The organism is Auritidibacter sp. NML130574 (assembly GCF_003185725.2).
GTDB classification, from domain to species: domain Bacteria; phylum Actinomycetota; class Actinomycetes; order Actinomycetales; family Micrococcaceae; genus Auritidibacter; species Auritidibacter ignavus.
Window position 1 is genome coordinate 714911 of the sequence record NZ_CP031746.1, and the last position, 22429, is coordinate 737339.

Below are 22429 nucleotides of genomic sequence, written 5' to 3' on the forward strand. Positions count from 1 at the left end.
CGGGTATAATCGTGCTGTCCACCGGCTGAGATCATGCTGGGTAGCAATTTCGGTTGTCATCACTACCACCATCATTTGTGAGGAGCTTCATGCGATTGCGCGAACGAAATCCGGTGCGGATCGGATTTCGTGGCCTCGTGAAGGTCACGTGTCGCCCTGACATTTCGGGGTTGGACCACATTCCCGACACCGGAGGGTTCATCGTCGCCTCCAATCATCTGTCATTCTTTGACTCGGTGTTGCTACAAAGTATGCTCCCGCGTCTGGTGCGGTTTTTCGCCAAAGCCGAATACTTCACCGCACCGGGGATCAAAGGCAAGCTCCAGAAGAGTTTCTTCGAATCGGTCGGATCTATTCCGGTGGATCGTGGACAAAAAGCCGCCTCAGTGGCTGCCCTGGATCGGCTGGTGGAATTCCTGGACAACGGTGAAGGCGTGGGCATCTACCCCGAAGGCACTCGCTCCCGCGATGGCCGACTCTACCGTGGTAAGACCGGGGTCGGCTGGTTGGCCTTGACCACCGGCGCACCGGTCATTCCGGTGGGACTGACTGGAACCGACCGTCTGCAACCTCCGGGACGTAACTTGATCGTGCCCCATAAATTCGGGCTTACGGTGGGAGAGCCCCTGCAGTTTGAAAAAATTGGCCCGAAGCACAAGCCCAAGCTTCGCCGCCAGATCACCGATGAGATTATGGACGCGATCGCTCAGTTAACCGGCCAAGAACGTGTGGATTCCTATAATTCCGCCGCCTCGGCCGAGCAGGATACGGAGAACTGATCAGCTGTGGCTGATCCCGCAACCTATCGACCACGTACCGGGGATATTCCCACCGACCCCGGGGTCTACCGGTTCAAAGACGCCACCGGCCGGATTATCTATGTGGGCAAAGCAAAAAACCTCCGGAACCGGCTGACGTCCTATTTCGCCTCGCCGCACCAACTGAGCCCGAAAACCCGAGCCATGGTCACCTCTGCCAGCGGTGTGGAATGGACCATTGTCGCCAGTGAGCAAGAGGCGATCCAGTTGGAATACACCTGGATCAAACAGTTCACCCCGCGCTATAACATTATGTACCGCGACGATAAGTCGTATCCGTATCTGGCGGTGACCATCAATGAGCGCTTCCCGCGGGTGATGGTGATGCGGGGAGATAAACGTCCCGGTGTGAAGTACTTTGGTCCCTTCCACCCGGTCAAAGCTATTCGTGAAACCATGGACCTGTTGTTGCGTGTCTTCCCGGTCCGCACCTGCTCGGCCGGAGTATTTCGCCGGGCCGAACTGTCCGGTCGACCGTGTCTGATGGGATACATCGACAAGTGCTCCGCCCCTTGTGTGGGCAATATTTCCGAAGCCGACCATCGCCAACTTGCCCACGACTTCATCAGTTTTATGAACGGCAACATCCGGCCTTACGTCAGGGAACTCGAGACCAAAATGGCCGAGGCCGTGGCCGAGTTGCGCTACGAGGATGCCGCCCGCTATCGCGACGACATTGCCGCGTTGAACAAAGTCTTTGAACGCAACGCGGTGGTGCTACCCGAAAATACCCAAGCCGATATTTTTGCCTTCGCCGATGACGAGCTAGAAGCCGCTTTCCAGGTCTTCCACATTCGCGACGGCCGGATTCGTGGTCAGCGTGGCTGGGTGGTGGAAAAGGTCGAAGACGTCTCCGAACAAGATCTGATCGAACAACTCCTTCAGCAAGTCTATGGCCAGCTCGATGATCAAGACCGCATCCCTGCCGAGGTCTTGGTCCCGGTCTTGCCCGGCGAGGTGTCGGGTTTAGAATCCTGGCTTGAAGAGCGTCGTGGCGCCCACGTGAATTTGCGGGTCCCGCAGCGAGGCGCCAAAAAGGATCTGATGCATACCGTCAAAGACAACGCCGTGGAGGCCCTACGGTTGCACAAATCTCGTCGCTCCGGAGATATTACCGCCCGATCAGCGGCCCTGAAAGAACTCCAGCAAGCTCTGGGCCTGCATGAACCGCTGTTGCGGATCGAATGCTACGACATCTCCCACACCCAGGGCACCAATGTAGTTGGGTCCATGGTGGTATTTGAAGATGGTCTGCCAAAAAAACGCGACTATCGCCTGTTTAACGTCACCGGCGAAGCCGCCCGGGACGACACCCGAGCCATGGACGATGTGCTCACCCGCAGGTTCAAGAAGTATCTGCAGGAACAAGCTAACACCCCTGAGCCTTTCTCGGGGCAACTGGATCCAGCTGAGCTGGCCGCCGAGGACGATCAGGACCGTCAACGCTTCTCCTATCCGCCCTCTCTGGTGGTCGTTGATGGGGGACCGGCGCAGGTCGCGTCGGCCGCCCAGGCGCTGGCCGACCTTGGGATCGACGATATTCCAGTGGTCGGTTTGGCCAAGCGCCTCGAAGAGCTGTGGGTCCCCGGTGATGACTTCCCGTTGGTGCTACCACGCAGCTCAGAGGGGCTCTACCTGTTGCAACGGCTACGCGATGAGTCCCACCGGTTCGCGATCACCGCCCACCGCAAACGTCGCGCCAAGGCCATGACCCACTCCGCTCTCGACGACATTGCTGGACTGGGCCCGGCCAAACGCAAAGCGCTGTTGGCCGAATTTGGGTCTGTCAAAAAGATCACCGCCGCCACTGTGGACCAACTCCAAAATGCCCAAGGGATCGGGCCGGCGCTGGCTGAGACGATTTATACGGCCCTACACCCGGACAAGACGCAGCAAGCCGAAGGTTCCCAGGACTCCTGAGCAGCTGAGACTCTTGCGCAGATTAACCGTCGTGCTCCCGGCGATCTTCGGGCGCGAAGTGAGTAGTCTTAACGGCATGACGACACCCGTGGAACCCTCCGAGCTGGAACCTGTCAAACCACCCCGCACCGAGGTCCTGATCATTACCGGAATGTCCGGTGCCGGACGGACTACCGCCGCCCACGCCTTAGAAGACCAGGGCTGGTATGTGGTCGATAATTTGCCACCGCAACTGTTCGTGACCATGTCACAGCTGATCTCCAAGACCACCGAAAGCACGGGTCTCAAGCTCGCCCTCGTGGTTGATGTGCGAAGCAAAGAATTTTTCACCTCGGTCCAGGAAGCCATGCACCAGTTGCGGGTCGATGGCACCGAGCTGCGGGTGCTGTTCCTTGACGCTGATGACGCGGTCCTGGTCCGGCGTTTCGAATCCGGACGTCGCCCGCACCCGTTGCAGGGCGATGGTCGCATTAATGACGGGATCGGTCGCGAACGAGAACTGCTCGAAGATCTTCGCGACCAGGCCGAGCTCATCCTCGACACCTCGAAGATGAATGTCCACGACCTCACCAAGGCCACCCGGGACCTGTTTTCAGATCAGGGCCCGATCGTGCTGCGCATCAATGTCCTGAGCTTCGGTTTCAAGTATGGGGTGCCCCAAGACGCCAATTTCTTAGCCGACGTGCGCTTCATCCCCAACCCGCACTGGGTGCCCGAGCTGCGCCCGTTGACCGGACTCGATGAGCCCGTGTCAGAATTCGTGCTTGCCAAGCCCGGAGTGAATATTTTTCTGGATCACTACGTCCAAGCCCTGCACCCGGTGATGGAGGGCTACCGGGCCGAAAATAAGCACTATGCCACCCTGGCCATCGGGTGCACCGGTGGTAAACACCGCTCGGTGGCGATTGCCGAAGAACTGGGGCGTCGCTTACGACAACAGCCCGGGCTGAAAGTCACCATTTCCCACCGAGATCGGGGCCGAGAATGAGCGTGCATTACACCGGTCAGCTACCGCTGACCCCCTCCCGTTCTAATGCGGCCCGTAAATCCGGGCACCATGCTCCCGCGCTGAAAGTCACCGCACTGGGTGGTGGCCACGGACTGTACTCGACGCTGTCAGCGTTGCGACTCATCGCCGGTGAACTCACCGCCGTGGTGACCGTGGCCGATGACGGCGGTTCCTCTGGCGTGATCCGCCAAGAACTCGACGTGATCCCTCCCGGGGACCTCCGGATGGCTCTGGCCGCGCTGTGTGATGACACCGACTGGGGGAGAACGTGGCGCGATACGATGCAACACCGTTTCATAACTCAACGCGCCGATGGCACTCCGGGGACCCTGAACAACCACGCGCTGGGCAACCTGTTGATCGTGGCTCTGGGCGAGTTACTGGGCGATTCGGTCGCCGGACTGCAATGGGCCGGAGCCCTGTTGGGAGCCCGCGGCACGGTGCTGCCGATGTCCCGGGTCCCGCTGACCATCTCCGGTACGGTGCTCTCGGGCAACGATCAGGGAGAACTGATCCGGGAAACCATCACCGGTCAGGCTGAGTTGGCCCGCGCCGCTGCCGCCGGCTCGGTGGTCTCGATCCGTCTCGACCCGGACACCGCCTCGGCCACCCCCGAAGCGCTAGAAGCCATCGATCTTTCCGACTGGGTTGTGCTGGGTCCCGGGTCCTGGTTCACCTCAGTCTTGCCCCACTTGCTGTTACCCCAGCTGCGCAACGCGCTGATCCAAACCACCGCACAACGCGCCCTGGTGATGAACCTGCAACCCAATACCACCGAGACCAACAACATGTGCGCCGCCGACCACCTGGAGGTGCTCCATCAGTACGCTCCCCAACTGCGTTTTGACGCGATCATTGTCGATCACTCCGTGGTCGATGATGCCGACCGCGACCAGTTTGAGCAGACAGCAGAAAAACTTGGCGCTGAAGCAGTTTTTAGTAGGGTATTGGACGATCAGCGCGATGGGATCCACGATCCACTGAAACTGGCGGTGGCTTTCGACGAGATCTTTTCGCGGTTCTCATGATTGCTCGCCAGTTGCGTCACACCTGGTGGCGCGGAAACACTCGATAAAACACTCGGGCCATCTTGCCGATGTGCCGTTGTCGAAAGAGGGTATTGCATGGCACTGACAGCCGCTGTGAAGCAAGAGCTGTGCCAGATTCCGGTCACCACCTCCTCGGAGCGCGCCGCTGAGGCCGTGGCCATGTTGCGTTTCGCCGGTGGTATCCACCTCATCTCCGGTCGCATCGTGGTCGAGACCGAACTCGACCGCCACGAAGCGGCCCAGCGTCTGTGCCAGACGATCCAAGGGCTCTACGGCCACCAAACCGAAGTGATCCGCGTCTCCGGCCAAAATTTGCGCCACGGGGACCGTTATGTGATCCGTGTGTTGGCCGGTGGAGCCGAACTGGCCCGCCAGACCGGTTTGGTCGACCCCCGCGGACGTCCGGTTCGTGGCATGCCACCGGCGATCGTCAACGGCTCCACGGCCGATGCCGCCGCTACCTGGCGCGGGGCCTTCCTGGCCCATGGTTCCCTGACCGAGCCGGGCCGTTCTTCCGCCCTGGAGGTCACCGCACCCGGACCCGAAGCTGCTCTGGCCATGGTCGGTGCTGCCCGTCGGTTGGGCGTGATGGCCAAGGCGCGCGAAGTACGCCAATCCGATCGAGTCGTGATTCGCGATGGAGATGCCATTGCCGACCTGCTCACTGCCATGGGGGCCACTGAGACCGTTAAAGTCTGGCAAGAGCGCCGTACCCGCAAAGAAGTTCGGGCCTCTGCCAACCGGCTGGCCAACTTCGACGACGCGAACCTCCGTCGCTCCGCCCAGGCCGCCGTGGCCGCCGGCGCCCGGGTCGCTCGCGCCCTGGAGATCCTGGAAGACGATGTGCCCGAACACCTGGAATACGCCGGCAGGCTCCGCATCGAGCACCAGCATGCCTCCCTGGATGAACTGGGGCGACTGGCCGAACCGCAGATGACCAAAGACGCCATCGCCGGTCGTATTCGCCGGTTATTGGCCATGGCCGATAAGCGTGCCGCCGAGGAAAACATTCCCAATACCCACGACGTCGTGCCTGAAGAATTACGCGAAGATGACTAAACTCTCGCCCTGAGCTGATCCGAGTCAGTGTGCTCTTGATCGCTACCGGGTTAGGTTGTCTAGGATGAGAATCAACGGGCGTGGCCTTGAAGACGCGTCCCGTCGCTGTTCGCCGGAGCGATCACGACAGCTTATGGTCGACACACCGCACCGGCTGACAGAACTGATCAAAAACCCTGCCCTGCGTGCGTGGCCCCACCGCCAGACGCCACCGTGGGGGATGTATGAGGAGGAAACGTGGAAAAGTACGTTCTGCCCGACCTAGACTACGATTTCGCAGCCCTGGAGCCCCATATCTCCGGCCGCATCATGGAGCTTCACCACGATAAGCACCACAATACCTACGTAAAAGGCGCCAACACCGCGCTGGAAAAGCTGGAGGCAGCTCGCGAAGCCGGTGACTTCTCCGCGATCAACCAGCTCTCCAAGGATCTGGCCTTCAACCTGGGTGGTCACACCAACCACTCCATCTTCTGGAAGAACCTCTCCCCGAACGGTGGCGACAAGCCCACCGGCGAGTTGGCTGCCGCCATCGACGAGTACTTCGGTTCCTTCGATTCCTTCCGCGACCACTTCACCGCAGCCGCTCTGGGTATCCAGGGTTCGGGCTGGGCGATCCTGGCTTACGAGCCGATCGGTGGCAACCTGGTCATCGAGCAGTTCTACGATCAGCAGAACGGTGTCCCCGTGGCGACCATCCCGCTGTTCCAGCTGGACATGTGGGAGCACGCCTTCTACCTGGACTACCAGAACGTCAAGGCCGATTACGTTAAGGCCATTTGGAACATCGTCAACTGGGAAGATGTTCAGCGGCGCTTTGAGGTAGCACGCTCCCAGGCATCCGGTCTGGTCACCCCGTAACCATCGCGTTGTCGTAGCGTGAACCATGCTTCGGGGGCACCTTGCACCTAGCAGGGTGCCCCCGGTGCTGTTTAGACTGGACAACGGGAGGCCGGCGTAGCATCTCGACCTCGCTACCATGCTTACGGCAACACAGTCTTTTGCGAAAGGCAGGCTTGACCTGACATGACAAAAATCGCCATCAATGGTTTCGGACGTATTGGACGTAACGCGTTACGGGTTATCGAATCTCGCCACCCCGATCTTGAATTGGTGGCCGTCAACGATCTGACCAAACCCGAAGACCTGCTTTTCCTGACCAAATACGACACGGTGCTGGGTAACTACCCACACGAGATCAGCTACGACGGCGACAATATCATCGCCAACGGCCAAACGATCCGCGTGTTCCAGGAAAAGGACCCGACCAACCTGCCCTGGGACGAGCTTGGTATCGATGTCGTGATTGAATCCACCGGTAAATTCCGGGATCGCCAGGCCGCCAGCGCCCACCTAAACGCCGGAGCCAAGAAGGTCGTGCTCTCCGCCCCCGGAAAAGGCGTTGATGGCACCTTCGTGGTCGGTGTCAACGATCAGAACCTCACCGAAGAGATGACTATCATCTCCGCTGCCTCCTGCACCACCAACTGCTTGGCCCCAATGGCCAAGACCCTGCACGATAGCTTCGGCATCGTCGACGGCATTATGACCACCATCCACGCCTATACCGGCGATCAGCAGCTGGTCGATGCCCCGCACAAGGATCAGCGTCGCGCTCGGGCCGCGGCCCAAAACATGATCCCGACCTCCACCGGGGCGGCCAAAGCCATCGGCGAAGTGATCCCGGACCTGAAGGGCAAGCTCGATGGTTTCGCAATGCGCGTGCCGGTGATCACCGGCTCTGCCACCGATCTGACCGTCGAGCTCGACCACGAGGTGTCCATCGAGGAGGTCAACGAAGCCTTCAAAAAGGCCTCCGAAACCCCCGAGCTCTCCGGACGCCTGGTGTACTCCACCGACCCGCTGGTCTCAGCTGACATCGCAACCACCCCGGCAGCCTGCACCTATGACGCCCCGCTGACCAAGTCCATTGGTCGCGTGGTGAAGGTTATCGGGTGGTACGACAACGAGTACGGTTACACCTGCCAAATGCTTGACCTCGTCGAGCGTGCCGCCGACACTCTCTAACCCCTGGAACTCGGCTCTGACAACATCATCAGCCCCCTGGATCACCAGACGTTCGGCCCGGGCGAGTCCACTGCTCGGTGGACGGCTCGGGCCGGTGTATGCTCCTGAATATCGCCGTTTGAAAGGTCTCCTCCTATGCCTGCACAAAACCTCAACGACTTGCTTGAGCAGGGAGTCAGCTCCCGCTACGTCTTGGTTCGGTCTGATCTGAACGTGCCGCTGGATTCCGGAACCGTCACGGACGACGGTCGGATCCGCGCCTCATTGCCGGTTCTGGAAAAGCTCGCCACAGCAGGAGCCAAGGTGATCGTCATGGCTCACCTGGGACGCCCCAAGGGTGAGCCCAACCCCGAATTTTCCCTGGCCCCCGTGGCTACCCGGCTGGCTGAACTCACCACGGTCGCGGTCCAGCGTGCCACCGATTTGACCGGTGAAGATGCTCGTTCCAAGGCCGATGCGCTGGCCGACGGATCGATCCTGTTGCTGGAAAATGTCCGCTTCGATCCCCGCGAAACCTCCAAAGATGACAGCGAACGGGCTGAGTTGGCAGCTGAACTGGCAAGCTTGGTCGGCGACACTGGGGTTTATGTTAACGACGCCTTCGGCGCGGTGCACCGCAAGCACGCCTCCGTCTTCGATATCGCCCGGCACCTTCCGGCCTACCAGGGTGACCTGGTCGCTACCGAGTTGCAGGTACTCGACCAGCTGATCACCGAACCGGCTCGCCCCTACGTAGTGGCCCTGGGCGGATCTAAAGTCTCCGATAAGCTTGCGGTCATCGATAACTTGCTCGACAAGGCCGACACGCTACTGATCGGCGGGGGAATGGTTTTCACCTTCCTCGCCGCGCAGGGGCATCAGGTCGGCTCCTCACTACTCGAAGAAGACCAGATCGATACCGTGGCCGAATACCTGAAGCGCTCCGGCCAAGGTCGCGCGGCCACCATCGTGTTGCCCACCGATATCGTGATGGCCGAAACGTTCGGTGCTGACGCCGGGCATGAAGTTCGACCCGTCGATGGTCTGGCAACTGGTACCTATGGAGAGTCGGCCATGGGCCTCGATATCGGGCCCGACTCGGCAGCCCATTACGCCCAGACCATCCGCGCAGCTCACACCGTCTTCTGGAACGGCCCGATGGGTGTCTTCGAGCTACCCGCCTTCGCGGCCGGCACCAAGGCCGTAGCCGAAGCTCTCACCGCGGTTGATGGACTTTGCGTGGTTGGCGGTGGCGATTCAGCAGCTGCCGTGCGCAATCTGGGCTTCGGTGACGACCAGTTCGGCCATATCTCCACCGGAGGCGGGGCCTCCCTGGAATATCTGGAAGGACGCGAGCTACCCGGTGTGCAGGCCCTGCAGAACTAAGGCAGGCTCTGTAGCACGTGCAACCCGACCGTTGGCACGGCGTAGCTCGTCGAGCCTTTGCTGACCGGACCCGAGAAGATGAAGGACTGATCTGTGCATGACCTCCACAACTAACGGAGTCTATGACCGCACCCCGCTGATGGCCGGTAACTGGAAGATGAACCTCGACCACCAGCAGGCCGTCACGCTGGTGCAAAAGCTTTGCTGGACCCTCAACGATGCCGATCACGATTTCGACACCATTGAGGTCGCGGTTTTCCCGCCCTTCACGGATCTCCGCAGTGTGCAGACCCTGATCCGCGGTGATAAGCTCCCGGTCTCTCTGGGAGCCCAGGATCTCTCCCCACACGCCTCCGGAGCCTACACCGGTGATATCTCGGGCCAGTTCCTCGCTAAACTCGACTGCCGGTACGTGCTCGTCGGCCACTCCGAGCGTCGTAGCGTCCACCAGGAATCCGATGAGATCGTGGCCGCCAAAGTCCAGGCCGCCTTCACGCACGGGCTCGTGCCGATCCTCTGTGTCGGCGAGGACCTCCAGGTGCGTGAAGACCGTCGCCATCTCGAGCACACCCTGGGCCAGGTCCGCGCCGGGATCGCCAAAGTACCCACCCAGCACGTGCAAGACCTGGTTATTGCCTACGAGCCGGTCTGGGCAATCGGCACTGGCGAAGTCGCTGGCCCTGAGGACGCTCAAGAAATGGCCTCAGCGATCCGTGAGTTACTGAGTCAAGACCACGGGCCCGAGGTGGCCCGCTCGGTACGAATCCTTTACGGCGGTTCGGTGAAGGCCGCTAATGTGGCCAGCATCATGCGCGAGAAAGACGTCGATGGTGCCCTGGTCGGTGGGGCCAGTCTCGACGAAGCCGAATTTGCTAGTATTGTTAGGTTCGAGCATCATTTGTTGACCGACTAGCTGGCCGTCACCCACGGCGTAAAGGAAGAATCTTTTCGTGGAAATTTTACAGATTGTCCTGCAGATCCTTTTGGTGATCATCAGTGTGTCCATGGTGCTGTTGATCCTCTTGCACAAGGGCCGCGGGGGCGGTATGTCCGATATGTTTGGTGGTGGCGTAACCTCCGGACTCAGCTCTTCGGGCGTTGCTCAACGCAACCTCACTCGCCTGACCGTCTTCCTCGGCGTACTGTGGGGTGCGATCATCATCGTCCTGGCGCTGTTGCCCCAGTTCATGCGCGAATTCTGATCCCTGCCAGTTTTCTCTCAGCCCGGTCAGCTTCCGCCACATCCTGCAACTAGCCCTCAGACAGGGCCTGCTCATCCACCCACCACAGCGTTTCGACCCGTCCCCGCACCACCAGAGCCGGTAGCACCTCGTCCATCGCACGCTGTTGCCCGGATGCTGGTGGTGGCGTGTCAGCAGAGCGCACCGCACCCACCGGTCCGGCCTTGCCCGCTCCCGGGGCAAAAAGCCAGACGTTGTCGCCACTGTTCAGCGCTTCCAGGCTCAACGACAACCGTTCCGGCGGGGGCTTCGGCGATCCCGTCACCGGGATGACCGTGCGCCCGGTTATCGTGACACCCGGCAACCCCGGGAAGAGGCTTGCCACGTGACCGTCTTCGCCAACTCCCAGTAGCACCACATCAAACCGTGGCAGTCGCTGATCAACTCCGGGATCCCGCTCGGCTGCCGTTGCCAGCTCCGTGGCGTACTGCTCGGCAGAGGTTGCCAACACGTCGTGGTGGTCTCGGTCAGCATGCCCTGCTGTGGCAGCCGGCATGGGGTGAAACTGCTCCCGGCCGAGGCCGTAGGACGCAACGAGTGTGCCCACCAGCGCATCCCAGGCCTGTCGCGCATTGCGCTGCGCATCAGTCGCGTCCAGATAGCGCTCATCGCCGAACCACAACTGCACGCCCGACCAATCAGTGACCTGTCCCAAAAGGTTCTTCTGTGGATCCGCGAGCCGTTCCAGCAACCCTATACCGGAGGTTCCTCCGGTGAGCACGATCTGCGCCCGGCCACGCTGGTCCAAGGCCCGATTAATGACCGCCACCAGCTCAACAGCGGCCGCCTCGAGCAACTGTGCCTTATCCGGGAACACCGCCACAGTTGCTCCGGTACCTGTACTTTCCCGGCGCATGGCATGAGCGAGCCCACCGTGGTGTGATGCGGTTGGAGTGTCGTTATCGGGCACTGGGATGCACCGCCTTAATATTGGTAGCTGGCAATCCTTGGGCCAGCACGCGACCAAAGAACTCATCCGGGTCCAAGCGACGCAATTCTTCGGTCAAACACTCCTGGCGTGACCGGCGAGGCAACGAAATGCGCTGCACTTTCCGGTCCTGTTGATACAGAAAGGCCACCGGGGATTCCTCATTGCGCGCCAGCACGATGTCTCCGCCGCGCCGCACCAAACGCACCGATCGCAGCCCCGGACCAGTCCCGGTCGAAGCCAAGGTGACCGGGATCTGCAATTGCATCTGCAACCATGCGCCCATCAAAATCGTGGCCGCATTATTCTCGGCCCCGTCCACGGTCGCTGCCAGCACCGACGCCGGGTCGATCGTGTCAAAAATCGCCGCCACCTGGTTGCGCCACATGGTCAGCCGCGTCCACGACAGATCGGTATCCCCGGCCCGGTAGCCTTCACGAAGTAGCTTCAGAGCCGTCGGGGCGTCCACGCCGGTGGGTGCGCTGGTATCGACAATCCGGCGATGGGCGATCCGGCCCAGTGGTGACTCAGCCGGGATTGTGGGAGCCGTGCCGGGCCACCACACGACGATCGGCGCGTCGGGGAGCAGGAACCCGTTGATCAACGTCGCCGATTCCACCGCGTTCTGGCCCGAAGTGTAAAGCACCACCACGTCCGAGGCTCCGGCGTCGCCACCAACGCGGATTTGAGCATCAAGCCCGGTCTGCTTCCGCTGGTCGCCGGTAGCCAGCACCACGATCCGGCAGGGATGTTCCCGCGAGGCCTGGTTGGCTGCCTCAATGGCTTCTTCTACACTGTCCGCGGTGGTTGCAATGATCAGCGACAGTACCCGACCTAAGGCGACCACGCCACCAGATTCACGCAGCCGGCCGATCTCCTTCAGGACCTGATCGACGGTGGTATCGGATAGCTCCACAATCATTACGGTCTCCTCCAAGCGCGCCCGTCACGGGCCATCATGTCATCCGCTCCGGCCGGCCCCCAGGACCCTGGCTCATAGGGTTCTGGCTGGTCCGGTAACGACTCCCAGTACTGTTCAAATGGGTCCAGGATCCGCCACGACTGCTCGACCTCTTCGTGCCGGGGGAACAGTGGCGGGTCACCCAACAATACGTCCAAAATCAGGCGTTCATAGGCCTCGGGGCTGTCCTCGGTGAAAGCATGACCGTAGCCGAAGTCCATGGTTACATCGCGCACCGTCATCTGAGTGCCCGGCACCTTGGAGGCAAAACGGATCGTCACCCCTTCGTCGGGCTGGACTCGGATCACCACGGTGTTGTGGCCGAAGTCTGTGGTCCCGTGGGACGGGAAGATCAGATCCGGGCTCTTCTTGAACACCACCGCGATCTCGGTGACCCGCCGACCTAAGCGCTTGCCGGTGCGCAAGTAGAAGGGCACCCCCTCCCAGCGTCGGTTGTGGATCCCCAATTTGAGCGCGGCATAGGTCTCGGTCCGGGAATGGGGATCGAATCCCTCTTCGTCCAAAAAGCCCAGGACCTTTTCTCCGCCTTGCCAGCCCCCGGCGTATTGGCCCCGGGCCGAACAGTGTCCCAGGTCCTGGGGCACCACCACGGATTTGAGCACCTTTTCTTTTTCTGCCCGCAGATCATCGGCCCGGTAAGACAGGGGTTCTTCCATCGCGGTCAGCGCCAGCAACTGCAACAGGTGGTTCTGGATCACATCCCGGGCGGCCCCGACCCCGTCGTAGTAGCCGGCACGGCCCTCAATCCCGATCGATTCAGCCATCGTGATCTGCACATGGTCGACGTGTTGGGCATTCCACAACGGTTCATACAGCCGATTGGCAAATCGCAGGGCCAAAATATTCTGGACGGTTTCTTTCCCTAAGTAGTGGTCGATCCGAAACACGTCATCGGGGGAGAAGACCTGCTCGATCACCTCGTTGAGCTCCCGAGCCGAAGCCAGATCATGCCCGAAGGGTTTTTCGATCACCACCCGGCGCCACGGAGCCAGCGCAGTATCCGTGTCAGCACCGAGCTGTTTGCCAGCCAGCCCGTGATCGACCAGATGACGGGAGACCGTTTCGAACCAGGCCGGCGGGATCGACAGGTAGAACGCAGTGTTGCCCCCAGTGCCACGTTGGTCTTGCAACTCCTCCAACGTGGCGGACAGTCGCTGGTAGGCCTGCTCGTCGTCAAAACCGCCCGAGATGAATCGGAATCCACCCGACAGCTGGGCCCAGACGATCTCGTTGAAACTCGTCCTGGCGTGTGCCCGCACAGAGGCCTGCACGAAGGCGGTGAATTCCTGCTGGTCCCAGTCGCGTCGACCGAACCCGACCAGGGAGAAACTCGGTGGCAGCAACCCGTTATGGGCCAGATCGTAAATGGCCGGCAACAGTTTCTTGCGCGCCAGATCGCCGGTGACCCCGAACATGACCATGGCCGAGGGTCCAGCAATCGAGGTCAGGCGCCGGTCGGCCGGGTCACGCAACGGATTGGTATGACGCGACGGGCGGGGCGGATCCTGGGGTGTTGCGGGCCATGCTGGTGCCACGTGTGCTGTGCCTTCCTGCTACGTAGGGTGTGTTGATCGGTGGTGATCGACAGATGCGGCTAGATCTGTTCGGCAGCGTTGATCAGGGTCTCGATCGCTGCCGAGCGGTCCTTGAGATGTATCCGCACCACCGGTTGTCCGGTTTCGGTCAGCACCGAGCCATCTCCGGCGGCTTGGGCGGTGATCAACTCTGCGAAACTGTAGTTCAGCCCCGGGATTTGCAGGTCGAGTTCGGAATCGGCGGTAATTTGAATGAACACGCCGGTGGCCGGACCGCCCTTGTGGAACTGTCCGGTGGAGTGCAGGAACCGCGGGCCCCAGCCGAAGGTCACCGGCCGACCGTAACGACGGGCCAGCGCCGGGCGCAGGCGGGTGAGGTGCTGTTGCCGCAACCGGTTGGTGTAGGCCTGCACCGCCAGGTAGCTATCGTCCTCCAGCACCGTACCGAGTACGGTGAACACTTCGGTGAGGATCTGTTGGGCTTCACCGGTGGCTTCCACATCGCCGAGCAACCCAGCCGGGCCGAATAGATCGAATTCGGCGGTGCTGATCTGGGGTGGTTCCGGTGTGGTCGGCTCGGCCAGTACTGCGCGGGTGGCGACCTTGGCCGATTCCACATCAGGCTGATCGAAGGGGTTGACCCCGATCAGGCTGGCTGCGGCCACGGTGGTGACCTCCCAGAACACTAGCTGGGCACCTAAACTGCCATAAATCTGCACCTCGTCGTCCCGAGGATCTTCCGGATTCAACGTCGCCTGGGAATCCCCGGGGTCGGCGATCAGGTGCAGATGGATCACGTCCTCGTCGTGACTACGGTTCTCCGCGGCACCGGGCTCGACGATCACCGGCAAGAATCCGGTCCCGTGTTTTCCGGTGGATTCGGCGATGAGCTGTTCAATCCAGTCCCCAAATCCGGGCAGAGCTTGATCAAAATTAGTGATGATAAGTTTATTGCGACTCGGCGCCCCGGCCCCCAAGACTGCGGCAGCCCGTAACGCCGGGTTGGTCTCGTCGTCCTCGTACAGACTGTGGGAAGCAGCCTCGGCATCGTCGACGATCGTGGTCAGCTCAACTCCGGCCAGTCCGGCCGGCACCAGCCCGAAGGCCGACAGGGCCGAGTAGCGCCCGCCAATGGTGGGATCGGCTTCAAACACTGCGGTGTACTGGTGGTCTCGGGCCAGCGACTCCAACGGAGATCCGGGGTCGGTGACGGCAATCAGGTGATCGCCGGGCGTCAGCCCGGCATCCTGCAGTGCTTGAGTAAACGCACGCCGGGCCGCGTCGGTTTCAGCCGTGGAGCCGGATTTGGAGGAAATCACGAAGACCGTATCGGCCACCCCGGCGGCCAAAATCGAGCCCACCAATTCCGGGTCGGTGGAATCCACCACATCCAGCCGGACCCCGGCGGCGCGGGCCATGACTTCAGCACCCAGCGAGGAGCCACCCATCCCGGCCAACACCACCCGGGTGATGCCCTTGTCAGCCAGCTGCTCGCGTAACTGGGTGATCTGTGGGATCAGCTCGAAGGCTGCGTCGAAGGGGTCGACCCAGCCCAGACGTTGCGACGCTTCAGCTTCGGCCTCGGGGCCCCACAGTGTGTGATCACGCTCCAACAGGCGGGAGGCGAAGTGGTTGCTGAGCAATTCCTCAACACGCTGGTCAACACCGTGGAGGGCGTTACCGGAAAGATTGATCCCCAGAGAATTCATCGTTGGCTCCTGTCGATACGGGGTGTCCGTGCGCTGAGATTGGTGGGAACGGGTGGATCGGTCAGGCGGTCTTGGCGCGGTCTAGTTGGTCGGTTACGGTGGTCCAGAGCTCTAACCACGCGGTCTCAAATTTGGCGATGCCCTCGTCTTCCAGGGTGGTGACCACCTGCTGGTAGTCGATCCCGACCTTCGCCAGATCGTCGAGGAGCTGATCATCGTCGGCAAAATAGGTCGAGATCTCTGGCTGGTCGACCTCCCCGTGATCGGCGAAAGCTTCCAGGGTAGCCAGTGGCATCGTGTTGACGGTGTGCTCGGCGATCAACCCCTCGACGTAGTACACATCGGAATAGGCGGGGTTCTTCGTGCCGGTGGAAGCCCACAGCGGCCGCTGGACTCGCGCGCCGGCATCGCGGAGATACCGCCACCGCTCGGTGTCCTGGGCGTTGATGAAGATCCGGTAGGCCAGCCGGGCATTGGCCAGTCCGGCCCGGCCCTGCAATTCCGCGATTCGAGCCGGTTCCAGGGCGGTCTGCTGTAATTGCGCGTCGATCTCGGTGTCAACCCGAGAGACGAAGAAGCTGGCCACCGAGTGGATAGTGCTCAGATCGCGTCCGGCCCGGTGGGCGGCTTCCAGCCCCAGCAACCAGGCGTTGATCACTTCCCGATAGCGCACCAGCGAGAAGATCAGGGTCACGTTCACCGAAATTCCAGCCGCCAAGACTTCAGTGATCGCCGGCAGGCCTTCAGTGGTGGCCGGGATTTTGATCATCAGATTCTCGCGTCCCACCGCGTCGGCCAGCTGGAGTGCCTGATCAATCGTGGCCTGGGTGTCCTTCGCCAGTCGCGGGTCGACCTCCAGCGAGACCCGACCATCCACACCGTGGGTGGACCGGTAGATCTCTGCAAACAGATCGCAGGCTTCGCGCACGTCCCGGGTGGTCAGTTCCCTCACGGCCCGTTCGGTATCGGCTCCCTCGGCGGCCAGGGCGCGCAGCTGGGACTCATAGCCGACCCCATCGGCCAGCGCCTTGGCGAAAATCGAGGGGTTGGTCGTGACTCCGGTGAGAGTGTAGGACTCGATCATCTCGCGCAACAGTCCTGAGGTGATCGCCGGACGGGAGAGATCGTCCAACCAGATCGAGACACCCCGGCCGGTGCTCAGCTCTGCGGTGCGGGGACTGGGTTGTACTGTCACGGGTTACGCTCGCTTTCTGCGTGGGACCACGCGGGATCAACGTCGTGCCGGCAGGCGGTCATCGCTCGGTGTTCGGTCGCCGGCTCACCCATCGCCGGATCCGCCACGCACCAGGTTTCTGGCGGCGGCCACCACCGCGTCAACGGTGATTCCGAACTGCTCAAAGAGGGTCTGGTAGTCGGCTGAGGCACCGAAATGCTCCAGCGAAATATGGGCGGCGTTTGGTCCGGTGTAGCGTTGCCAACCCTGGGCCACCCCGGCCTCGACCGAGACGGTGGGAACACCGGCCGGTAGCACCTCCGCCCGGTAGGTGGCATCCTGGGTGTCGAACCATTCCAGACAGGGTGCCGAAACCACGCGGGTGCCAATCCCGTCGGCCTCGAGCTGGTCGCGCGCTGCCACGGCCAGCTGTACCTCGGATCCGGTCGCGAGCAACACCACATCCGGCATAACGCTCTGCGGACCGCCAGCTCCTTGGGCATCAATCAGCACATAGGCGCCCCGGGCGACGTGCTCCGCCGAGGCGAAGCCCCGTTCTTCCCTGGGCATGATCGGTAACGCCTGACGCGACAGCACCATCCCGGCCGGCCGGTCCGTGTGGGACAGTAGGGTTTTCCAGGCCACCGAAACCTCGTTAGCGTCGGCAGGCCGGATCACGTCCAGTCCGGGTATTGCGCGCAGGGATGCCAGGTGTTCCACTGGCTGGTGGGTCGGCCCGTCTTCACCCAACCCGATCGAGTCGTGGGTCCACACGAACACCGAGGGGGCGCCCATCAGCGCGGCCAACCGGATGGCGGGTCGCTGATAGTCGGAGAAAATCAAAAACGTTCCCATATAGGCCCGGGTCAGCCCGCCCAGGTTCACGCCGTTAATGATCGCCCCGGCAGCGTGCTCTCGAATTCCGAAGTGCAACACCCGCCCATAGGGGTGTCCGCTGAAGGCTCCGGTAGACCGGCGTTCAGGAATGAAGCTGGGGTTGTCCTTCATGGTGGTGTTATTGGATCCGGCCAGATCCGCCGATCCGCCCCACAGTTCTGGCATCACATCGGCCAGCGCGTTGAGCACCTGGCCGGAGGCCGCCCGAGTGGCGATCCCCTTCTGGTCGGCGTCAAATACCGGGAATGCCTCGGCAAACCCCTCGGGCAATTTTCGGGCGATCAGGCGGTCATACAGGGCCGAGCGTTCCGGGTTGGCAGCCCGCCACACTGCTAGAGCCTCGGCCCATGTAGCCCGGTACTGGCCGTTGCGGTGTTTGACCTCGCGGGCGCGCTCGAGTAACTCAGGTTCAATGTGGAAGTGTTGCTCGGGATCAACATCCAGAGCGTGCTTGAGCCCGGTCAGCTCCTCGGGGCCTAGCTTCGAGCCGTGGATCGCCCCGGTGTTCTGCTTGGTCGGGGACGGCCACCCGATAATGGTGCGCAAGATGATTAGCGTGGGCCGCTGGGTTTCTGCTTTGGCCGCCACGATCGCCTGGTACAGCGACCTGGTGTCCTCAACGTAGTCACCCCCGGCCGTCCAGTCGATCTCTTCCACGTGCCAGCCGTAGGCCCGGTAGCGGGCGGCCACGTCTTCGCTAAAGGCGATCTCGGTGTCATCTTCGATCGAGATCTTATTGTCGTCGTAGATCACCACCAGATTGCCCAGTTCCTGGGTACCGGCCAATGAGGACGCCTCGGAGGTTATCCCCTCCTGCATATCCCCGTCGGAGGCGATCACAAACACGTGATAGTCAAACGGGCTAGTCCCTATCGCAGCCTCGGGATCCAACAATCCGCGCAACCGACGCTGTTCGTAGGCGAAACCCACCGCCGAGGCGAGGCCCTGACCTAGCGGCCCGGTGGTGATCTCCACATGATCGGTATGACTGTACTCGGGATGCCCCGGGGTCTTCGAGCCCCAGGTGCGCAACGCTTCCAGATCGCTCATCTCCAGACCAGCTCCGGCGGCGAATAACTGCAGGTACAGGGTCAGCGAGGTGTGACCGGGGGAGAGGATGAACCGGTCCCGACCGTGCCAGCCGGCATCGGTGGGATCCCAGCGCATGACGTTCTGAAATAACTGCCAGGCCACCGGAGCCAGCGAGATCGCGGTTCCGGGGTGCCCAGATCCGACCTTTTCGACCGCATCAGCAGCCAGCACGCGCAGCGAATCGACGGTGCGCTGATCCTGCTCGGTATAGGTATAGTCTCGGGCCGGTTGGAGCCGGTTTAGGTGATGATGTGTCTGTGCATCTTGTGAGACCACGGAGGACCTTCCTGCAGGGTGAACTTGTGCGACGATGACTTTCCCTGCCACCCGGATCGTCTCCGGACAGGCTCTGGAGAAAAGTGCTGCGTCTTCAGCTTAGCGCCGATCGAGCCGTCCATGCGATGGATCATCCCGAAAACCAGCAGATCCCATCGGTTCGCCCCCAACCGATGGCCCGCACTAGACAAACCGGTCGCCGTAGCCGGCACCACCGGCATGGCAGGCACCATCAGCATGTCAGAAAACTCAGCACCGAGCTCAACCGGGTAGACTAGACACAGACACCAGACGACGAGAATATTAACCACGCGTCCCGACACCCACCGTGGCGGTATCTGCTGGCATCACCACACCTCATCTGCCTGACTGCATCATCGCGACGTGGGCCAAGACCGCACCCTACCGAATCGGACTCACGATAGATGTCGACTTCCGTTAAAAGCACTCAGCAGACCACACCGGGTTCCGCCTCCGAAACCACCTCACGGCCAGGCTCGATCGGTCTGAAGCGTAAGATCGCCGCCTACGTGTCCTTGACCAAGCCCCGCGTGATGGAGCTGTTGCTGGTCACCACGTTGCCAACCATGATCTTCGCCGCCCAGGGCTTCCCCTCGGGGTGGCTGATGCTAGCCACCATGGTCGGCGGTGCCGCGGCGGCCGGGTCTTCGGCCGCGTTCAACTGCTACATCGATCGCGATATCGACAAGGTGATGGACCGCACCCGATCCCGGCCGCTGGTCACCGGTGAGGTCACCCCGCGCGAAGCCTTGATCTTCGCATCGGTGCTGGGCGCGATCTCCTTGGTCATCCTCGCGGTCGGCACCAACTGGCTGGCCACCGCGCTGGGGGCACTGGCCATCTTCTTCTACGTGGTCGTCTACTCCCTGATCCTTAAGCGCCGCACCGAACAGAACATCGTCTGGGGCGGGATCGCCGGCTGTTTCCCGGTACTGATCGCCTGGGCGGCCGTGCGCGAGACCATCGAATGGCCAGCCGTGGTGCTGTTCGCGGTGATTTTCTTATGGACCCCTCCGCACTACTGGCCGCTGTCGCTGAAGTACAAATCCGATTACCGGCAGGCCAACGTCCCCATGCTGGGTGCAATCGCCACCGCCCGGAAAGTCTCCACCCAGTGTGTGCTCTATACCTGGGCGACGGTGATGTGTTCGCTGTTGCTGGTGCCGTTGGGGTGGGCTGGTGTTGTCTACACCGTGATCGCGGCAACGGTGGGTGGCTGGTTCATCTATGAGAGCCACGTTCTTTACCGGGAATCGCAGAAACCGGATTTTCAGGACAAACAGGCTATGAAGGTCTTCCACTTGTCGATTACCTATTTGACCCTGCTGTTCATCGGCCTGGCCATCGACCCGTTCGTGGGTGAGCCGCTGATGGCCGAGGCCGTGACCGCCCCGGCGCTTTAGCCCCGATAGACCGGGTCTCGGTCCGGTACGGTTATCGCTCCGGGACAGGCTCGGTCGCTGTGGGCACGCTGTTGCAGGTCAAGCTGTTGCAGATAGCAGATAAAGGACTCATCGTGACATTCAGGTACCGTGCCGTACACTCTCCGCACACCGCGACGTCCGTATCCGGATGCGCGCACCGTGGGCTGGCCTTGCTCGCTGGGCTGGCGCTGGTGGGCTCTTTGGGGCTGAGCGGTTGCGTCGAATCCGAGCACCGCGAGGCCACCCCGGATGGCAATGCCGCCCCCACCCATGTCGCACCCGACCACTTTCCGGACAACCAACTCGGCGACACCGGGCGCTGGATCCTGAACCAAATTAACGGCAACCGCGCCATTGACCGCTCCGACTGGTACGACCGGGTGGCCCCTGAACTGACTGAACAGATCCCCGTCGACTCGTTGGTGGGCACCCTCAATGCCGAGCTACGCCCCCAGAAGCCGTATGTGATGACCCACTACGAACAGACCGACCAGGCTAGCGCGATGATGACGTTGACTCCCGATATCTCCGCCCAGCCACTGGATCTGCACTTCAGTATCGACGAGGCCGGACGACTCACCGAGCTGTGGTACCGCGATACCAACGATCCGAGCGCCAGCGCTGATCCCAGCTAAGGTCTGGCCTCCCCACTCACCGACACCGGTCTGGCCTGTCGGAAGGTGTGATCCTGACCCACCATCAAGGGGTGCAGGAGGGAAAGCGGGTGTTAGCGGGCCGGGCCGGGAGAGGCGCCTTCGGCCTGGGCGTCAGCCACCAGATTGGCCGGGTCCATGTTGGCCGCGAATCTCGGAGAGCGGGGATCCACCAGAGCGGGGATCCACCACAGTGTCGTGCCAGGAATAGGACGAGCATTGCCGATCCATCATATTGGTCATCAGCCACGCTAGGAGCCCGGTTCCGAGCATGTGCCCCAGCACGGCCACGATGGGCAGACCGTTAAAGTGCTGATAGTAGCCCACGCTGGCCTGCAGGACGATCACCGCAACCATGGCCCAGACGCTGATCCGCTGGCGCTGGGAGGACGCCAACCGATGCACCAACACCAGCAGGACGATCACCACGGCGATCAGCAGGTAAACCGGGATGACGTGCCAGCGGGTCACGATCGCCGGATCAAAATCGTGGCGGGGCGCTTCGGCATCTCCGCCGTGGGGGCCCGAACCGGTGACGACGGTGCCGAGGATCAAGGTGATCCAGCCCAGCACGAAAGCCGCACGTGCCAACCCGCGGGTCGTGGCGGTGGTCTCGCCATCCACCAGGGACGGGACCTGCTCCACCTCGCCGCCGCCGATGCGACGCTCCAGTCCCACCCGGTTGACCAGTAGGGCGGCCAGGCAGACCAAGAAGCTCGATAACAAGAAGTGCAGGGAGACCACCCAGGGGTTCAGCTCGGTCAGGACCGTCATTCCACCGATCACCGCTTGCCCGGGAATGCCACACAGCAGAATAATCGATAGCCAGAAGATTGCACGGTAGGTGGCCCGCAGTCGCCAGATCGCCAACAGCATCAGCACCGCGACCGCGGTGAGCACAAAGGTCAGCGTCCGATTGCCGAACTCGATATAACCGTGGATTCCCATTTCGGGGGTGTTCGTCAAAGACTCGGGGGTACATTTCGGCCAGGTCGGACAGCCCAGCCCAGATTCGGTCAGTCGCACCGCGCCACCGGTGACGATAATGCCGATTTGAGTTATCAGTGAGGCCACCGCCACCGCCATGGTCCACCCGGTCACCGAGGTGGGCATCAACCAGTCTTTGGTCCGCTGGAGCGGGGACCGGGACGTTTCAGTATGGTGCTGAGTGTGGACATCATCCCGCAGCGCGAAACCAGACACGTTGATCAACCTCTTTCAACATTCGGCCCAGGGGTCACGGCAATCG

The 22429-nt window shown here is 61.7% G+C and carries 19 protein-coding genes; 12 read left to right on the top strand and 7 right to left on the bottom strand.

What is annotated here, in order from left to right; genetic code table 11:
* The first annotated feature begins 89 nt into the window (after positions 1 to 89).
* The 10 genes from DCC27_RS03295 (at position 90) to secG (ending at position 10450) form a co-directional block, all read left to right on the top strand.
* Positions 90 to 779 carry a 1-acyl-sn-glycerol-3-phosphate acyltransferase gene (locus DCC27_RS03295; RefSeq protein ID WP_110098285.1) on the top strand — a complete coding sequence of 230 codons (690 nt, stop codon included), beginning with the start codon at positions 90 to 92 and terminating at the stop codon, positions 777 to 779.
* A gap of 6 nt (positions 780 to 785) precedes the next feature.
* Positions 786 to 2738 carry an excinuclease ABC subunit UvrC gene (gene uvrC, locus DCC27_RS03300; protein WP_110110111.1) on the top strand — a complete coding sequence of 651 codons (1953 nt, stop codon included), beginning with the start codon at positions 786 to 788 and terminating at the stop codon, positions 2736 to 2738.
* Between the two features lie 76 nt (positions 2739 to 2814).
* Entirely contained in the window at positions 2815 to 3726 is a 912-nt protein-coding gene (rapZ, locus tag DCC27_RS03305) for an RNase adapter RapZ (protein ID WP_110098287.1), read from the top strand.
* Positions 3723 to 4775 (top strand): uridine diphosphate-N-acetylglucosamine-binding protein YvcK, encoded by a 1053-nt coding sequence (gene yvcK / locus DCC27_RS03310; RefSeq protein ID WP_110101051.1) that lies wholly within the window; start codon positions 3723 to 3725, stop codon positions 4773 to 4775. The genes rapZ and yvcK overlap by 4 nt, the downstream gene beginning before the upstream one ends.
* Positions 4776 to 4871: 96 nt before the next feature.
* Positions 4872 to 5855, top strand: coding sequence for a DNA-binding protein WhiA (gene whiA, locus DCC27_RS03315; protein WP_110101052.1), 984 nt, complete (start codon positions 4872 to 4874; stop codon positions 5853 to 5855).
* A gap of 237 nt (positions 5856 to 6092) precedes the next feature.
* The gene (locus tag DCC27_RS03320) at positions 6093 to 6716 is read left to right on the top strand and encodes a superoxide dismutase (protein WP_110110112.1); all 624 of its coding nucleotides are present in this window, start codon (positions 6093 to 6095) and stop codon (positions 6714 to 6716) included.
* A 165-nt stretch (positions 6717 to 6881) separates the two neighbouring features.
* Complete coding sequence (gene gap / locus DCC27_RS03325) at positions 6882 to 7883, top strand: type I glyceraldehyde-3-phosphate dehydrogenase (protein ID WP_110110113.1); 1002 nt, start codon at positions 6882 to 6884, stop codon at positions 7881 to 7883.
* A 135-nt stretch (positions 7884 to 8018) separates the two neighbouring features.
* Positions 8019 to 9248, top strand: a complete 1230-nt coding sequence (gene pgk / locus DCC27_RS03330) for a phosphoglycerate kinase (RefSeq protein WP_110110114.1) — start codon at positions 8019 to 8021, stop codon at positions 9246 to 9248.
* A gap of 97 nt (positions 9249 to 9345) precedes the next feature.
* Entirely contained in the window at positions 9346 to 10161 is an 816-nt protein-coding gene (gene tpiA / locus DCC27_RS03335) for a triose-phosphate isomerase (protein ID WP_110110115.1), read from the top strand.
* 37 nt (positions 10162 to 10198) lie between these two features.
* Positions 10199 to 10450: a preprotein translocase subunit SecG gene (gene secG, locus DCC27_RS03340; RefSeq protein ID WP_110098294.1), complete on the top strand. Its 252-nt coding sequence runs from the start codon at positions 10199 to 10201 to the stop codon at positions 10448 to 10450.
* Between the two features lie 49 nt (positions 10451 to 10499).
* Here secG and pgl read toward each other — a convergent pair whose 3' ends face one another.
* The 6 genes from pgl to tkt form a co-directional block, all read right to left on the bottom strand.
* Positions 10500 to 11399, bottom strand: coding sequence for a 6-phosphogluconolactonase (pgl, locus tag DCC27_RS03345; protein WP_166769810.1), 900 nt, complete (start codon positions 11397 to 11399; stop codon positions 10500 to 10502).
* Positions 11389 to 12339 (bottom strand): glucose-6-phosphate dehydrogenase assembly protein OpcA, encoded by a 951-nt coding sequence (locus DCC27_RS03350; protein ID WP_110110117.1) that lies wholly within the window; start codon positions 12337 to 12339, stop codon positions 11389 to 11391. The genes pgl and DCC27_RS03350 overlap by 11 nt, the downstream gene beginning before the upstream one ends.
* Entirely contained in the window at positions 12339 to 13934 is a 1596-nt protein-coding gene (gene zwf / locus DCC27_RS03355; protein WP_110110118.1) for a glucose-6-phosphate dehydrogenase, read from the bottom strand. The genes DCC27_RS03350 and zwf overlap by 1 nt, the downstream gene beginning before the upstream one ends.
* A gap of 59 nt (positions 13935 to 13993) precedes the next feature.
* Entirely contained in the window at positions 13994 to 15643 is a 1650-nt protein-coding gene (locus DCC27_RS03360) for a glucose-6-phosphate isomerase (protein WP_110110119.1), read from the bottom strand.
* A 61-nt stretch (positions 15644 to 15704) separates the two neighbouring features.
* Entirely contained in the window at positions 15705 to 16838 is a 1134-nt protein-coding gene (tal, locus tag DCC27_RS03365) for a transaldolase (protein WP_110110120.1), read from the bottom strand.
* Between the two features lie 84 nt (positions 16839 to 16922).
* Positions 16923 to 19082, bottom strand: a complete 2160-nt coding sequence (tkt, locus tag DCC27_RS03370) for a transketolase (protein ID WP_110110121.1) — start codon at positions 19080 to 19082, stop codon at positions 16923 to 16925.
* A 425-nt stretch (positions 19083 to 19507) separates the two neighbouring features.
* Here tkt and DCC27_RS03375 point away from each other — a divergent pair, with 425 nt between their 5' ends.
* Both DCC27_RS03375 and DCC27_RS03380 read left to right on the top strand, forming a co-directional pair.
* Positions 19508 to 20506, top strand: a complete 999-nt coding sequence (locus tag DCC27_RS03375; RefSeq protein ID WP_110101062.1) for a heme o synthase — start codon at positions 19508 to 19510, stop codon at positions 20504 to 20506.
* 113 nt (positions 20507 to 20619) lie between these two features.
* Positions 20620 to 21162 carry a Cpe/LpqF family protein gene (locus tag DCC27_RS03380; protein ID WP_147472534.1) on the top strand — a complete coding sequence of 181 codons (543 nt, stop codon included), beginning with the start codon at positions 20620 to 20622 and terminating at the stop codon, positions 21160 to 21162.
* Positions 21163 to 21294: 132 nt separating this feature from the next.
* On the opposite strand, the gene DCC27_RS03385 is transcribed toward DCC27_RS03380, so the two are convergent.
* Entirely contained in the window at positions 21295 to 22383 is a 1089-nt protein-coding gene (locus DCC27_RS03385) for a heme A synthase (RefSeq protein WP_244924658.1), read from the bottom strand.
* Positions 22384 to 22429 lie beyond the last annotated feature (46 nt).